This is a genomic window from Flavobacterium endoglycinae (genome assembly GCF_017352115.1).
GTDB lineage: Bacteria > Bacteroidota > Bacteroidia > Flavobacteriales > Flavobacteriaceae > Flavobacterium > Flavobacterium endoglycinae.
The window spans coordinates 1,615,076-1,630,845 of record NZ_CP071448.1; the positions used below are offsets into that span (position 1 = coordinate 1,615,076).

The 15,770-nt window shown below is 34.1% G+C and carries 14 protein-coding genes and 2 tRNA genes; 8 read left to right on the forward strand and 8 right to left on the reverse strand.

The window, feature by feature from the left end; genetic code table 11:
- The first annotated feature begins 201 nt into the window (after positions 1-201).
- Positions 202-735, forward strand: coding sequence for a YceI family protein (locus tag J0383_RS06920; protein ID WP_207297689.1), 534 nt, complete (start codon positions 202-204; stop codon positions 733-735).
- 249 nt (positions 736-984) lie between these two features.
- Here the strand turns inward: J0383_RS06920 and J0383_RS06925 are convergent, their stop codons facing one another.
- Positions 985-1,848 carry a helix-turn-helix domain-containing protein gene (locus tag J0383_RS06925; protein WP_207297690.1) on the reverse strand — a complete coding sequence of 288 codons (864 nt, stop codon included), beginning with the start codon at positions 1,846-1,848 and terminating at the stop codon, positions 985-987.
- Between the two features lie 175 nt (positions 1,849-2,023).
- Between J0383_RS06925 and J0383_RS06930 the strand changes: the two genes are divergently transcribed.
- Positions 2,024-2,386 carry a DUF983 domain-containing protein gene (locus tag J0383_RS06930; protein WP_207297691.1) on the forward strand — a complete coding sequence of 121 codons (363 nt, stop codon included), beginning with the start codon at positions 2,024-2,026 and terminating at the stop codon, positions 2,384-2,386.
- A gap of 72 nt (positions 2,387-2,458) precedes the next feature.
- Positions 2,459-3,331 (forward strand): ACP S-malonyltransferase, encoded by an 873-nt coding sequence (gene fabD, locus J0383_RS06935; RefSeq protein WP_207297692.1) that lies wholly within the window; start codon positions 2,459-2,461, stop codon positions 3,329-3,331.
- Between the two features lie 157 nt (positions 3,332-3,488).
- On the opposite strand, the gene J0383_RS06940 is transcribed toward fabD, so the two are convergent.
- From J0383_RS06940 to J0383_RS06950, 3 genes are all read right to left on the reverse strand, one after another.
- Complete coding sequence (locus J0383_RS06940) at positions 3,489-4,406, reverse strand: DMT family transporter (RefSeq protein ID WP_207297693.1); 918 nt, start codon at positions 4,404-4,406, stop codon at positions 3,489-3,491.
- An 83-nt stretch (positions 4,407-4,489) separates the two neighbouring features.
- Positions 4,490-5,506, reverse strand: a complete 1,017-nt coding sequence (galE, locus tag J0383_RS06945) for a UDP-glucose 4-epimerase GalE (RefSeq protein ID WP_207297694.1) — start codon at positions 5,504-5,506, stop codon at positions 4,490-4,492.
- Between the two features lie 44 nt (positions 5,507-5,550).
- A complete protein-coding gene (locus tag J0383_RS06950) occupies positions 5,551-6,681 on the reverse strand; it encodes a DegT/DnrJ/EryC1/StrS family aminotransferase (protein WP_207297695.1) in 1,131 nt (376 codons plus the stop codon).
- Between the two features lie 137 nt (positions 6,682-6,818).
- Here J0383_RS06950 and J0383_RS06955 point away from each other — a divergent pair, with 137 nt between their 5' ends.
- Together J0383_RS06955 and J0383_RS06960 are read left to right on the forward strand one after the other, a co-directional pair.
- Positions 6,819-8,048, forward strand: a complete 1,230-nt coding sequence (locus J0383_RS06955) for a 3-deoxy-D-manno-octulosonic acid transferase (protein WP_207297696.1) — start codon at positions 6,819-6,821, stop codon at positions 8,046-8,048.
- A 348-nt stretch (positions 8,049-8,396) separates the two neighbouring features.
- Entirely contained in the window at positions 8,397-8,621 is a 225-nt protein-coding gene (locus tag J0383_RS06960) for a PG1828 family lipoprotein (RefSeq protein WP_012023801.1), read from the forward strand.
- A gap of 147 nt (positions 8,622-8,768) precedes the next feature.
- On the opposite strand, the gene J0383_RS06965 is transcribed toward J0383_RS06960, so the two are convergent.
- The 4 genes from J0383_RS06965 to mutS form a co-directional block, all read right to left on the reverse strand.
- On the reverse strand, positions 8,769-9,149 hold the full coding sequence (locus J0383_RS06965; RefSeq protein WP_207297697.1) for a DUF1508 domain-containing protein: 381 nt from the start codon (positions 9,147-9,149) through the stop codon (positions 8,769-8,771).
- A gap of 118 nt (positions 9,150-9,267) precedes the next feature.
- A tRNA-Leu gene (locus J0383_RS06970) sits at positions 9,268-9,353 on the reverse strand.
- A gap of 84 nt (positions 9,354-9,437) precedes the next feature.
- Positions 9,438-9,510, reverse strand: a tRNA-Gly gene (locus tag J0383_RS06975).
- A 162-nt stretch (positions 9,511-9,672) separates the two neighbouring features.
- A complete protein-coding gene (gene mutS / locus J0383_RS06980; RefSeq protein ID WP_207297698.1) occupies positions 9,673-12,279 on the reverse strand; it encodes a DNA mismatch repair protein MutS in 2,607 nt (868 codons plus the stop codon).
- A gap of 159 nt (positions 12,280-12,438) precedes the next feature.
- Between mutS and J0383_RS06985 the strand changes: the two genes are divergently transcribed.
- The 3 genes from J0383_RS06985 (at position 12,439) to J0383_RS06995 (ending at position 15,753) form a co-directional block, all read left to right on the forward strand.
- Entirely contained in the window at positions 12,439-12,870 is a 432-nt protein-coding gene (locus J0383_RS06985) for a DUF1573 domain-containing protein (protein ID WP_194138804.1), read from the forward strand.
- A 74-nt stretch (positions 12,871-12,944) separates the two neighbouring features.
- Positions 12,945-13,484, forward strand: a complete 540-nt coding sequence (locus J0383_RS06990; protein WP_207297699.1) for an RNA methyltransferase — start codon at positions 12,945-12,947, stop codon at positions 13,482-13,484.
- A gap of 106 nt (positions 13,485-13,590) precedes the next feature.
- The gene (locus tag J0383_RS06995; protein WP_207297700.1) at positions 13,591-15,753 is read left to right on the forward strand and encodes an Ig-like domain-containing protein; all 2,163 of its coding nucleotides are present in this window, start codon (positions 13,591-13,593) and stop codon (positions 15,751-15,753) included.
- Positions 15,754-15,770 lie beyond the last annotated feature (17 nt).

Sequence of the window (15,770 nt, forward strand, 5' to 3'; positions counted from 1 at the left end):
TGTTATCGTTTCTTTTTTAACCTTTAATTGATAAAAAACAAAATAAGAAAGTTTAACTTTATTATTAATAGAAGTCTTCATAGGTTTAAAAAAGCCTTTTACATATAGCATTTCTTAATCTAGGTTAAGTGCTTCAGGACAACTGTCACCGTAACTTTGTCCTATCAAAATGAAACAAATTAATTATTTAAAAATAAAATTATGGCAACTACAAAATGGTCAATTGACCCAACTCACTCAGAAATTGGTTTTAAAGTAAAACATATGATGTTTACTAATGTTTCAGGAAAATTTGGAACTTACGAAGCTACAATCACTACAGACGGAGACAACTTCGAAAACGCAGCTATCGAATTTTCTGCTGATATCGCTTCTGTTGACACTGCAAATGCAGACAGAGACGGACACTTAAGAAGCGGTGACTTTTTTGATGCTGAAAATCATCCAAAATTGACTTTCAAAGCTACATCTTTCAAAAAAATCAACGAAGGAAGCTATGAAATCACTGGAGATTTAAACATTAAAGGAGTTTCAAAATCAGTAACTTTTCCAGTAGAATACAGCGGAATCTTGACTGATCCTTGGGGAAATACTAAAGTTGGTTTAAGCATAGAAGGAAAAATTAATCGTAAAGATTGGGGATTAAACTGGAACTCAGCTCTTGAAACTGGCGGTGTTTTAGTTGGCGAAGAAGTAAAATTAAACATTGAATTACAATTCGTAAAACAAGCTTAATCTTTTGGTTTAAGATTAGATTTAATTGGTTGGTTAAAAGCTCTGCATATAAATGCAGGGCTTTTTTTTCGCCACAACCCGAGCGATAGCGAATAGACGAAGTAATTCATGAATTATTTTATTTCACGCAGATTTAAATTGATTTAAGCAGATAAGCACAGATTTTATTTTAATCTGCATAAATCTGTAAAATCTGCGTGAAACCAAAATAATAGCCAAAGATTAATAAAATAATTCGTGAATTCGTGGCTATCTAACAGTATTTCTAAATTCTGTTGGTGACATTCCAGTCTGTTTTTTAAAGAATCTGGAGAAGTATGAGTAATCTTCATAACCCACTTTAAAAGCCACTTCGTTTACAGCTAATTGCTTATCAATCAACATTCTTTTGATTTCGAGAATAACGCGATCTATAATTACTTCTGTTGCTGTTTTTTGGAGGATTTCGTTGCAGATTCTGTTTAAATGTTTCAGTGTGATATTTAGTTTTTCTGCATAAAATGAAGGCAGTTTTTCGGTCCTGAAATATTCTTCCAAAAGCGATTCGAATGTATTGATTTTGATATTATAGGAATGCGTTTGATGTGAATACGTTTCGCTGTATTTTCGAGCTACTTCAATATGAATGCAGTCCAAAAGATTCAATAATTTATCCAATTGATATTTGTTGTTTTGACTGTTTTCCTGAATCAATAAATCAAAATAAGGAAGGATTTTTGGGATTTCATTCTCTTCAAAAACCATTTCCGGCCTATTATGAATCGAATGGTAAAAATTATAATCGTTGATCTTTTTTTGTCCGAAATACAGATTGTACAATTCCTGAGAAAAGATAATCACAAAACCTTCAATATCTTCAGATAAATTCCAATGGTGCATTTGTCCAGGCTGCAGCACAAAAAGACTTCCTCTTTTGATTCCGAATTGATCGAAATCGACTTCATGCAATCCTGAGCCTTTGGTAAAAAAAACCATTAAATAGGAATCGTGTCGGTGCGGCTCTTCGACAAAACTGTGGCTTTTTAAATGTTCTGTAAAAGTATTTACATAAAAATCGCGGTGAATATCGTTACAGCTAAAATTCTGAACACTATAAATTGGATACCTTTTCATAAAAAAATATTTATTGTTTTCTGATTACAGAATACTATTGCTCGATTTGAAATTTGGAATTAGATTTTGAAAATTTACCAAAAAATGTCTTTATTGTGCTATAATAAGCGAAGATATAAAAAAGACTTTTACAAACCTCTGAATTACCTTTGTATAAACAAAAATCAATACTATCATGTCAAGTGCATTAACTCATATTTTAAGAAATGAATGTCCGATTTGTCATAAAGGAAAAGTTTTTACAGACAAAAATATTTTTCTGAATTTCAGTTTTCCAAAAATGAATGAATACTGCAGTCATTGTCATTATAAATTTCAAAAAGAACCTGGTTATTTCTTTGGAGCCATGTATGTAAACTACGGATTAACAGTAGCTCAAGGAATTGCAACGTATTGTATTGCACAGTATTTTTTCGAAACCAACTTCGATTTAAGAATCCTTCCTATTATTGCTGTTGTGATTACTTTACTTACTCCTTTTAATCTTAGATTTTCAAGATTAGCATGGATTTATATGTTTAAGGGTTATACGAGCTAAAAAAATAGTACTTTTGCCTTCCAATTGAAACTAATTTTCAATTTTAAAAAAAGTAAAAATTAAATTAGACAAATGAAAGCATACGTATTTCCGGGTCAAGGCGCACAGTTCACAGGAATGGGTAAAGACCTTTATGAAAATTCGGCTTTAGCCAAAGAATTATTCGAAAAAGCTAATGAAATATTAGGTTTCAGAATTACAGATATCATGTTTGAAGGCACTGCCGAAGAACTAAAAGAAACTAAAGTAACGCAGCCAGCTGTATTTTTACACTCGGTTATTTTAGCTAAAACTTTAGAAGATTTCAAACCGGAAATGGTTGCAGGACACTCTTTAGGAGAATTCTCTGCTTTAGTAGCAAACGGAACTTTATCTTTTGAAGACGGACTTAAATTGGTTTCTCAGCGTGCTTTGGCTATGCAAAAAGCCTGCGAAATCACTCCATCTACAATGGCTGCTGTTTTAGGTTTAGCTGATAATGTTGTAGAAGAAGTTTGTGCTTCTATTGATGGTGTTGTGGTCGCAGCAAACTATAACTGCCCAGGTCAATTGGTCATCTCTGGTGAAACTACTGCTGTTGAAAAAGCTTGTGAGGCAATGAAAGCGGCTGGAGCAAAACGTGCTTTAATTTTACCTGTTGGAGGTGCTTTTCACTCGCCAATGATGGAGCCGGCAAGAGAAGAATTAGCCGCTGCAATCGAATCAACTACATTCTCTACTCCAATTTGTCCAGTGTACCAAAATGTTACTGCAAATGCAGTTTCTGATGCAAACGAAATTAAAAAGAACTTAATCATCCAATTGACTGCTCCTGTAAAATGGACTCAGTCTGTTCAGCAAATGATCGCTGACGGTGCAACTTTATTTACTGAAGTTGGCCCAGGAAAAGTATTAACTGGATTGATTAATAAAATCGATAAAGAAGCGGTTACTGCGAATGCTTAATTTTTAGTATTCAACTGCAACTCCTGCAAGGTTTCCAAAACCTTGTAGGCATCTAAGATATAAAAGACAGACCTACAAGGTTTTGAAAACCTTGCAGGAAGGCATAAAAATAAAAATCCTCATCAACTTTAATCAGTGATGAGGATTTTGTTTTTTATTACTTGTTTTCAATTTCTGGAAGCTTTTCCTTCTTTTTGTAGTTAATAATAAAAACTCCTAAAATAATAAGGATTGTTGCAATTATAAAATCAATGGTGATCTTTTCATCCAAAATCAGCCATCCAAAAAATACCGCAATTATAGTATTAATATATGCTAAAATAGAAACCTGAACCGGCGTTACGTGTTTCAATGCATAATTATAACTGAAAAAAGCAATTACAGATCCAAAAATTGACAAATACAATGCTGCGAAAATACTTGTAGCGCTCCATAAGCTCACATCGATAGTAGGCGAAAAAATAAACGCTAAAACGATCTGGATGCAGGAAGCCATTGTAAACTGATAAAATAAATTAAGCACTATATTCTTAGACTTATTCCCATGGATTTTGGTATAAATTGTTCCGGCCGCCCAAGCAGTAATTGCAAACCCCATAAACATCATTCCTATTCTGTAATCGGCATCTAAAAATGATCCCAATCCGTCTTTGAATATAAAAACGACTCCCGAAAATCCTATTATAACTCCAACAAGTCCTTTTAAACTTGGCTTTTGCAATTTAAATAAAATACTGCCCAGAAAAATAAGTATCGGAGACATTGCACTAATTACCGAAGCCAATCCGCTTGGTACAGTTTGTTCAGCAACAGTTGTAAAACCATTAGCCACCACGATCATCAAAATAGAAGGAACGAGCTGATGTTTTAAATTTTCCCAGCCAATCCATTTCAATTCTTTTTTAAACAGCAAGATAATCATCATGATTAATCCCGCAAGTCCTTGACGGATGGAAGTTACAAACCAAGGCGGAATCGTTTCTACCGCCACTCTAATTCCTAAAAATGTTGTGCCCCAGATAATTCCAACTGCTGCAAGGGCAAAAATCAATTTGTAATCTAAATTTTGTTTCATAAAAACTAAATGTCATTAAAAAAAAATCCCAAACTATATTGCTATAATCTGGGACTTTAAAATTTATAATTTTATTAAAAAAACTATTTATTCCTCACTTTTTGTTCCCATTTCCAAGCACTTGCCATTGCTTCGTCTAAGCTTAATTCTGCTTTCCATCCTAAGACATTATTTGCCTTATCTGTATTTGCGTACGCTTCAGTAATATCACCTTCACGGCGTGGCATCATCTTATACGGCAGTTTTTTACCGCTGACTTTTTCAAAACTATGAATTACTTCTAGTACAGAACTTCCTTTTCCTGTTCCTAAATTGAAAGTTTCTACTTTTGCTAAATTCTTTTTATTCAATAAACGCTGCAAAGCAATTACGTGTGCTTTTGCTAAATCGACAACGTGAATATAATCACGAACAGCAGTTCCGTCTGGTGTTGGATAATCATTTCCAAAAACCGATAATTCCTGACGCAGTCCTACTCCCGTTTGTGTAATAAAAGGAACCAGATTTTGAGGAACTCCTAATGGTAATTCTCCAATTTCTGCAGAAGGATGTGCTCCAACTGGGTTAAAATAACGCAGTAAAATTGCGCTTATATTGGTAACTTTTGCCGTATCATTTATAATTTCCTCGCCTATTTGCTTTGTGTTTCCATAAGGCGACATGGCAGCCTGAACTGGCGCATCTTCTGTAATTGGCATTTTTTCGGCTTGACCGTAAACTGTGCAAGACGAACTAAAAATAAAACTAGCTTCAGTTTTTTGCTGTAATCCTTGTAAAAGATATACTAAACTGCTGATATTATTTTCGTAATACAATAATGGATTTTCAACACTTTCACCAACAGCTTTTGAGGCCGCAAAGTGAATAACACCAGTAACATCTTCGTGTTTTTTAAAGAAATTCTGAACGTCTTTCTTTTCTCTTAAATCGATTTTTTCAAAAACAGGCTGTTTTCCTGTAATTTTCTCAATTCCTTTTAAAACATCTTCGGAAGAGTTAGAGAGATCATCAACTACTACTACTTCGAAGCCTTCATTTTGCAATTCTACTACAGTATGAGATCCTATAAATCCTAATCCTCCTGTTACTAGTACTTTCATTATTTGGTTGTTTTGTGGTTTATTTTTTGGCTGATATATAATTTTTATTTCAAAAATTCGATAACACTGTCTGTAATAAATTTAATCTGTTCATCATCAAGTTCTGTATGCATTGGCAATGCAATAACTTCCTGAACTAATTGATTGGTTACCGGAAACTGCTCTTCTTTATAGCGAGGATCTAAATATGCTTTTTGAGAGTGAAGCGGAATTGGATAATAAATTGCACATGGAATTCCTTTATCCAACAAATGCTGCATCAAAGCATTTCTGTCTGCATCAATGATTCGTAACACATATTGATGAAAAACATGATCATTTTCATTTGTATCGAAATCTGGCGTAATAATATGTTTATTTCCAGCAAAAGCTGCATTGTATTTTGTTGCGGCCAAACGACGTGCTTTATTATATTCATCCAGCAAAGGCAATTTTGCATTTAAAACCCCTGCCTGAATACTATCTAAACGTGAATTAACTCCCACAACATCGTGATGGTAACGCTCATACATTCCGTGATTTACAATTCCGCGGATTATATGTGCCAATTTATCATCATTGGTAAAAATCGCTCCTCCGTCTCCGTAGCATCCTAAATTTTTAGAAGGAAAGAAAGAAGTCGCCGCAACGTGGCCAATTGTTCCCACTTTAGCTTTTGAACCTGATTTAGAAATATAATCTGCACCAACTGCTTGCGCGTTATCTTCAATTACATATAAATTATGTTCTGCTGCAATTTCCATAATCGCATCCATATTCGCAGCACGTCCAAATAAATGAACTGGTACGATTGCTTTAGTTTTTGGAGTAATTGCTTTTTTAACAGCATCAATATCGATATTCATATTTACTAAATCAACATCAACTAAAACTGGAGTTAATTGCAATAAAGCAATAACCTCAACAGTTGCTGCAAAAGTAAAATCGGCAGTGATTACTTCGTCTCCTGGCTGAAGACCAAGTCCCATCATGGCAATCTGCAAAGCGTCGGTACCGTTTGCGCATGGAATCACGTGTTTTGCTCCTAAATAATCTTCAAGATTTTTCTGAAACTGATGAACCAAAGGTCCGTTAATGTAAGTATTGTTATCTAAAACTTCTTGAATTGAAGCATCTACAGTAGATTTTATTTTTTCGTATTGACTTTTTAAGTCAACCATTTGAATTTTTTTCATTTTTGAGTGTATTTAAAAAATTAAAGACCCTGTTTTTAAACCAAAATCTCTAAAAGGAGGAACAAAAATAGTTATTAATAGCTTCACACCAATGAAAATAGTCGAAAGAAATGTAATTTAGCTGCAAAAATTACTACATGCTTTTTTTATACAATTTAGTTATTTATATAGCAGGATTTTTCTTAAAAATCATTGCATTATTTAGTCCGAAAATTACCCTTTTTGTGGAAGGCCGAAAAAATGTTTTTAACATATTGCAAGAAAAAATAAAACCAGAAGACAAGACTATTTGGTTTCATTCGGCTTCACTTGGCGAATACGAACAAGGACTTCCTGTTATAGAAAAAATCAAAGAAAAATATCCTTCCCATAAAATTGTGGTTACTTTTTTTTCGCCGTCTGGATACGAAGTGCGTAAAAATAATACAGTAGCAGATGTGACCGTTTATCTTCCATTGGACACCAAAAGCAATGCAAAAAAATTCATCAAACTCGTTCATCCAGAAAAAGCATTTTTTATTAAATATGAATTTTGGCTGAATTACTTAAAAGAACTTGAAAACCATACAACTCCAACTTATTTAATTTCTGGGATTTTCAGAGATAGTCAAATGTTTTTTAAATGGTACGGCGGTTTTTACAGAAAAGCACTCAATGCGTTCACTTATTTTTTTGTACAAAATGAAAGCTCAAAACAAAAAATTGAGGCAATAGGTTTTAAAAATGTAATCGTTTCAGGCGACACTCGTTTTGATCGCGTAAATGCTATTTTAGAAAGAGACAATAAACTTGATTTCATTGCAAATTTCAAGAATAATCAAACCACAATAGTGATTGGAAGTTCATGGCCAAAAGATGAAGGGTTAATTGCGGAATATATTAATCAGGCACCAGATCATGTAAAATTCATTATTGCACCGCACAACATCAAACCAGATCAGATAGCAGAGCTTAAATCGCAAATCACTAAATCTGTCGTTTTATTTTCTGAGAAAGAAAACAAAGATCTAGCCTCATATCAGGTTTTTATAATTGACACGATTGGATTATTGACCAAAATTTACAGCTACGGAACCATTGCTTATGTTGGAGGAGGTTTTGGAAATCCTGGAATACACAACATTTTAGAACCTGCTACCTTCGGAATACCAATAGTAATTGGGCCTAATTATTCGAATTTTGCAGAAGCAGTTTCTTTAACTGCTCTTGGCGGCTGCATTCCAATATCGAACGCAGAAGAACTAAAAGAGATTTTAGATCGTCTTCTTAATGATAAAAGCTTTTTAAAGGAAAAAAGAGAAATCTGCAGTTTATTTATTCAAAACCATAAAGGAGCAACCAATACAATAATGGAAATAGTTTCATAGACCATATGATCTAAAAACCAGATTCTTCCCGCTTTATTTTTCTAAAAAGAGATTTATAATTCGAATTTTAGAACTTTGTAAGAAGATATAATACTCTTAAAAAACAAAATATACCGCAAGTCTAAGAATTAAAATTGGTATTTTTAATATCAATTATGCAACGAAAAATAATTTATGCAAAACATTAAACAATTTAATATATTTTTATTATTTTGGCATATTTTTTGATAACTAAGATAATCGTGAGTAAGGAAAATATTTTAAAAAAAAAGTGAAAAAATATTTTACATATTAAAAAATTTATATCTTTGCCACGAATTAATAATTAACCTTTTATAATAAAGTAAGATGAAAAAAGTATTTTTAAGTTTAGCTGTTGTTGCTGTTTTAACTGTTGTATCTTGTAAAAAAGCTGACGCTGCAGCTACTGAAACTGTAGATTCTACTGCTGTTGCTGTTGATTCTGCTGCTACTGTAGTTGATTCTGCTGCTGCAACTGTTGATTCTGCTGCTGCAAAAGTTGACTCTGCTGCTGCAAAAGTAGAAGATGCTGCTAAAGAAGTAAAAAAATAATTAGAACCTAAGTTCTAAAAATTTTAAAACCATCGAAATCGATGGTTTTTTTTTGCCCAAATCTCAGCATTTGGCTATCAAGCACAAAACAACAAAAAAAAGCGTTCGCAATTGCGAACGCTTTTTTTATATTATTTCTCACCAAAATCAATCCTCAACCTCTTCCTCCTCCAAAACTTCCTCATCTTCAAAAATCAATTCATTCGAAGAAAAATCCAAAATTTCAGACCTAGAAGCATAGGTTACAATTTCTTTTATTCCTTTTTGCAAAAGCAATTCTGTACTGTATTTTCGACTTGTTGCAAAATGAACATCTCCAAGCATCAATTTAAAAAAATACTTTCCTCCAGAGCCTTTAAATTTTAAAAATTTAGCAAGTTCAATATTCGCTTTAAATTTCTCAATATCCTCTTCACACTCAAACCTCAACTCATAACTCAAACTTGTAAAAATCACTTTACCTCTTCGCGAAGTAAAGGTAAATTTATATTCATCATTAAATCGTCTGCTAATTACAAAAGCACCCATTTAGAAATTTTAGTTTTTAGATTATTGATTTTTAGATTCCCTAATAAATTTACTTCGTAAATTTATAATCTGCAAGTTTACAGAATAAAAAAAGCCTCTTCAAAAGAAGAGGCTTTAGTACTCAGAGCGGGACTTGAACCCGCACGAACATTGCTGTTCACTGGATTTTAAGTCCAGCGTGTCTACCAATTTCACCATCCGAGCATTAAGCTTTTAAATGTTTTTTTTTAGCTAATTTTTAAAAAAAATTAATTAAAGAAAACACCATCCGAGCATTATATGGTTTTGAGCGAAAAACGGGGCTCGAACCCGCGACCTCGACCTTGGCAAGGTCGCGCTCTACCAACTGAGCTATTTTCGCATTTCAAATTTTATTTAAGAACCTGCAACACTTGATTTGTTTCGTATTGCGAGTGCAAATTTAGGACATTTATTCAATTAAACAAGTGTTTTTCTAAAAAAAATCCACATATTTTTATAACATTCTGACAACCTAATCTTTAAACTTGAAAATTTTTACAGCTTATTTCTTCACTAACATTCTTTTGATTTCATTCAGCTTCATCAATGCTTCAACCGGAGTAATTGCATTAATATCGAGACCAAGAATTTCTTCTTTTATCTCTTCCAATAATGGATCATCTAAATTAAAGAAACTCATCTGCATTTCATCATTAGCCGATTTTATTCCATTCAAAGCATCACTAGAATGATTCTTTTCTAATTTCTTTAAAAGTTTCTGAGCTTTCGAAATAACCAACTGCGGCATTCCGGCCATTTTTGCCACGTGAATTCCAAAACTGTGTGCGCTTCCTCCTTTTTCCAGTTTTCTAATAAAAAGAACAGTGTCTTTTAATTCTTTGACTGCTACATTGTAATTCTGGATTCTCGGCAGCGATTCGGTCATCTCATTTAACTCATGGTAATGTGTCGCAAACAACGTTTTTGCTTTTGACGGATGTTCGTGTAAAAATTCAGCAATTGCCCAAGCAATCGAGATTCCATCATACGTACTCGTTCCTCTTCCAATTTCATCTAAAAGGACTAAACTTCGGTCTGAAATATTATTCAAAATCGAAGCTGTTTCGTTCATCTCCACCATAAAAGTAGATTCACCCATCGAAATATTATCCGATGCTCCTACTCTTGTAAAAATTTTATCTACCACTCCCATTCTTACGCTGTCAGCAGGAACAAAACTTCCCATTTGAGCCAATAAAACAATTAAAGCTGTCTGTCTTAAAATAGCAGACTTACCCGACATGTTAGGTCCTGTAATCATGATAATCTGCTGTGTTTCTCGATCTAAGAAAACATCATTCGCTATATATGGAGTTCCAACTGGTAATTGTTTTTCGATTACAGGGTGTCTTCCGTTTTTAATCTGCAACTCAAAAGTTTCATCGATTTCAGGACACACATATTGATTTTCATTTGCAAGCTGTGTAAACGAACATAAGCAATCCAATTGCGCTACCAAAAAGGCATTCATTTGAACCGGCTTAATATAAGTTGCAATCCAAGCTACTAACTGCTCGAAAAGTTCGGTTTCTATTTTATAGATTTTTTCTTCGGCACCTAAAATTTTAGTTTCGTATTCCTTTAATTCTTCGGTGATATAACGTTCTGCGTTTACTAAAGTCTGCTTACGAATCCATTCTTCCGGAACTTTATCTTTATGCGTATTTCTTACCTCAATATAATATCCGAAAACATTATTAAATGATATTTTTAAAGATGAAATCCCAGTACGCTCAGATTCTCTTTTTTCAATTCCTTCCAAAAATTCTTTTCCCGAAGTAGAGATAGCACGAAGTTCATCTAATTCTTCATTAACTCCTTTTGCAATCGCATTTCCTTTTGCAATGGCAACCGGCGCATCTTGATTTAAAGTAGTTTGAATTTTTTCTCTTAACAAATCACAAGAATGCAGACTATCTCCAATTACTTTTACTGCTTCCTGCGGACTTTGCAGCGCAAGTGTTTTGATTGGAATAATAGCATCGAGCGATTCTTTTAAATACACAATTTCACGCGGAGAAACTTTTCCCGCTGCGATTTTAGAAATCAAACGCTCTAAATCTGAAATCTGTTTTATTTGATATTGAATGTCCTGCAGAATTTCAGGATTTCCTTTTAAATATAACACAACATCATGGCGTCCTTTGATTTTATTTTTATCTTTTAAAGGAAGCGCCAGCCAGCGTTTTAACAAGCGACCTCCCATTGGCGAAAGCGTTCTGTCGATTACGTCTAAAAGTGTTACCGCATTTGGATTGTAGCTGTGATACAGTTCTAAGTTACGAATGGTAAAACGATCCATCCATACATAAGCATCTTCTGCAATTCTTTGAATTGAGGTAATATGCTGTATTCTATTATGCTGTGTTTCTGACAAATAATACAAAATTGCTCCGGCAGCAACAATTCCTTCTTTCAATTCTTCAACTCCAAATCCTTTTAAGGAGTTGGTCTGGAAATGTTTGGTAAGCGTTTCTAAAGCGTAGTCTTCTTTATAAATCCAATCTTCCAAGAAGAAACTGTGAAAATCTTCTCCAAAAGCATCCTTGAATTCATTTTTACAGTTTTTAGGAACCAGAACCTCGCTCGGACTAAAATTCTGTAATAACTTATCTATATATTCGGCATTTCCTTGTGCTGTTAAAAATTCTCCTGTAGAAACATCCAGAAAAGCAATTCCTACATTTTTATTAGCAAAAGAAACTGATGCCAAAAAGTTGTTTGACTTGGATTGTAAAACCTCATCGTTTAAAGAAACTCCTGGAGTTACCAGTTCTGTTACACCTCTTTTTACGATAGTTTTGGTCATTTTTGGATCTTCAAGCTGATCGCAGATTGCTACACGAAGTCCGGCTTTAACCAATTTAGGCAGATAGGTATTGATAGAATGGTGCGGAAAACCAGCAAGAGCTGTTTCTGTATCAGATCCTGCTCCTCTTTTGGTTAATGTAATACCTAGAATTTTAGAAGATCTGATAGCATCTTCACCAAAGGTTTCATAAAAATCCCCTACTCTGAAAAGCAGACATGCATCAGGATATTTTCTCTTGATTTCGTTGTACTGTTTCATTAAGGGCGTTTCTTTCGCCACTTTTTCTTTAGCTGCCAAATTGATATATTTTAAATGAAAAAATTAAGACAGCGAATTTATGATATTTTGAAAGAATATCGAAGGACTACAAAAATTAAAATATTTTAAGATATTTTTAGGTTCTGATTTGAGAATTTTATATAGCTTTGTTTATCATTTAAAAAAGACCCTATAAAGATGAAAAAAATAATCTTATTCGCTATGTTAGCTGTAGCTGGTATTACAGCTTCTAACGCACAAACAACTAAAAAAGCTAAAGCAGCTAAAGTTGCTAAAGTTGAAGGAGCAGGAATGCTTTTCGAAACTGAAACTATCGATTACGGAACTGTTGCTCACAATGCTGACGGTAAACGTGAATTCGTTTTTGTTAACAATGGTACAAAACCATTAATTATTACAAACACTCAGGGATCTTGCGGATGTACTGTTCCTACTACTCCAAAAGAGCCAATCGCTCCAGGAGCTAAAGGTGTTATTGGTGTAAAATATGCTACTGATAGAGTTGGTGCATTTACAAAAACAGTTACTGTAACTTCTAACGCTGAAGGACAACCAACAAAAGTACTTACAATTAAAGGTACAGTTTTACCAGATCCAGTAAAAAGCTAATCTGAAAAAACAAGTAAATAATCAAAAAGCTTCCTTATCTTTGGAAGCTTTTTTTATGACCAGAAATTACACCAATGAGAAAACTTGAAAACAGCGAACTAGATAGAAAATCTATAGAAGACTTTAAAAAATCAGACAAAACCCCTTTAATATTAGTTTTGGATGACATTCGAAGCCTTCATAATATTGGATCTGTGTTTAGAACAGCCGATGCTTTTTTAATCGAAAAAATAATCCTCTGCGGTATTACTGCTACTCCCCCAAATAAAGAAATTCACAAAACTGCACTTGGAGCAACCGAAACTGTTGCTTGGGAACATCATGAAAATGTGCTGGAAGTAATCGAAAATCTTAAAAAAGAAAACATCTTGACACTTGCTATTGAACAAGTAGAAAGTGCCATTTTCTTGCAAGATTTTAAAGTGGAGAAAAATCAAAAATATGCTTTGGTTTTTGGCAACGAGGTATATGGTGTTGCTCAAGAAGCTGTTGCGATCTGCGATGGTTGTATCGAAATTCCGCAACTTGGAACAAAACACTCCTTGAACATTTCTGTGAGCGCAGGAATTGTGGTTTGGGATTTATTTCAGAAATTAAACTGGCCTAACAATTAAAAACTTTTTCTGCTTTAAAAATGTAGTTTTTACATTAATTTAAAACTTTATTTGACATAAATTCAAATATATTTTTTTATTATTATAAAATTAATATTTTTATAAAATGAAAAATATCTATTTCCTAAAATCATTACGATTATTTTTATTACTATCTCCTTTTGCTGGATTTGCACAAGATACCTCTGTTGTTAATCAGCATTTTGCAAATTCGACAACCAACCAAGACAAGATCTCAAAATATTCAAATGACCGCAGTAAATTTTCTGCAACAACTGCTCCTATTGTTAAAGCAACTGGAGATCAATTATATTGTCCACAAAATACCATAAAAATTGTAACTGATTTTAGTATTACGCATGACCCTGCAGAAACAGGAATTAAAGGTGTTTATATTCAAATCTCATCTGGTTATTCCAGTGGGTTAGATTTACTTTCACTTTCTAATGTAGCAGCACATCCTAATGTAACTACAAACTGGGATGCAACAGCGGGAAAATTAAGCATTACAAGCCCAACAGGTATCAATGTTTTATATTCTGATTTAGTTGCCGCCGTAAAAGATGTCGTTTTTATGAATTCTTCGGCTTCAGCTTCTGGAACCAGAACCTTTTCAATAACAATTGGTAATGCGAATTATTTACCTTCAACACAGCATTATTATTTATTTGTTCCAAATGTTGGTATTACATGGACAAGTGCAAAAGCGGCGGCTGAAACAAGCACTTATTATGGATTAAAAGGTTATCTGGCTACTATTTTATCTCAGGATGAAGCACAATTAATTGGTGAACAAGCTTCTGGAACTGGATGGATTGGCGGAAGCGATGCAGAAACTGAAGGTGTTTGGAAATGGGTTACAGGTCCTGAAGTAGGAACTGTAATGAGTTACACTTTCTGGAATACAGGAGAACCTAATAATCAAGGCGATGAAGATTATGCACATATTACACAGCCGGGAATTGGAATTAGAGGTTCTTGGAACGATCTTTCCAACACAGGTTCTTTAACACCCGGAGATGCTTATCAGCCAAAAGGTTATGTTGTGGAATATGGCGGAATGCCCGGTGAATCTCCCCTTGAAATTGCGGCGAGTACAAAAATTACAATTCCAGTTGTAACACCAGCAGCAAATCCAAGTCCTGTTTGTGATTCTGGAACGTTTACCTTTAATGCAACTGCAACTGCCGGCGCAACCATCAGCTGGTATGATGCCGCTGTTGGAGGAAATCTATTAGGAACGGGAAACAGCTATACTACTCCAATCATAAATTCAACTACAACTTATTATGTAGATGCTGGCTGCGTGTCCAACAGAAAATCGGTTACAGCTACAGTAATTGCAACTCCAACAAATCCAGTTGCAGACCAAACTACTTATACCAACTGCGGTCCGGGATCTGTAACAATTACAGCCAGTTCAAATATTGGAAGTATTAATTGGTTTACATCTGCGGTTGGTGGAACGAGTGTTTTTACCGGAACAAGTTTCACAACTCCAAATCTTTCAGCAAATACCACTTATTATGCTGAAGCTTCGAATGCAGGCTGTACTAATACAAATCGTACTGCGGTAGATATAATCATTTACACTCCACCGGTGGTTACAGATGAAAATGTTGTTTTATGCCAATCACAATCTGTAACGCTTAACGCTGGAGTTCTTGGAATGAATTATTTATGGTCAAATGGCGAAACCACACAAACTATTGTGGTCACTAAAGGCGGAACGTATACGGTTGATGTTACAAGTCCTTCTCCTGAAAACTGCACCAGCCGAAAGACCATTGTTGTTGAGGAACGAGAAACGCCAAAAATTGACCGAATCGACGTAAATGGCACAAGAGCGATTATTTATCTTAAAAAAGAAAGCAATTATTTTGAATACTCTGTTGATGGCGTAAACTTTCAGGATTCTAATATTTTTTATGATGTTCCTGGTGGACTCCAAACTGCTTATGTAAGAGAAAAAAGCGGATGTGGTGGTGTTACCCAAAACTTTGTAATACTTGTTTTTCCTCCATTTTTCACGCCAAACAACGATTCGTATAATGATTTATGGGAAGTAACTGGAATGGAAAATTATCCTCAGGCAGAAGTAACTATTTTTGACCGTTACGGTAAACTAATCACTCAGTTAAACTCATCAAAAATGAGCTGGGACGGAACTTTCGAAAAAATACCGCTTCCGGCTTCTGATTATTGGTATGCTTTAAAAATAGACGATTCGAAACCAATATTAAGAGGGCATTTTTCACTCAAAAGATAGTTTTGAGAATGTGGCAA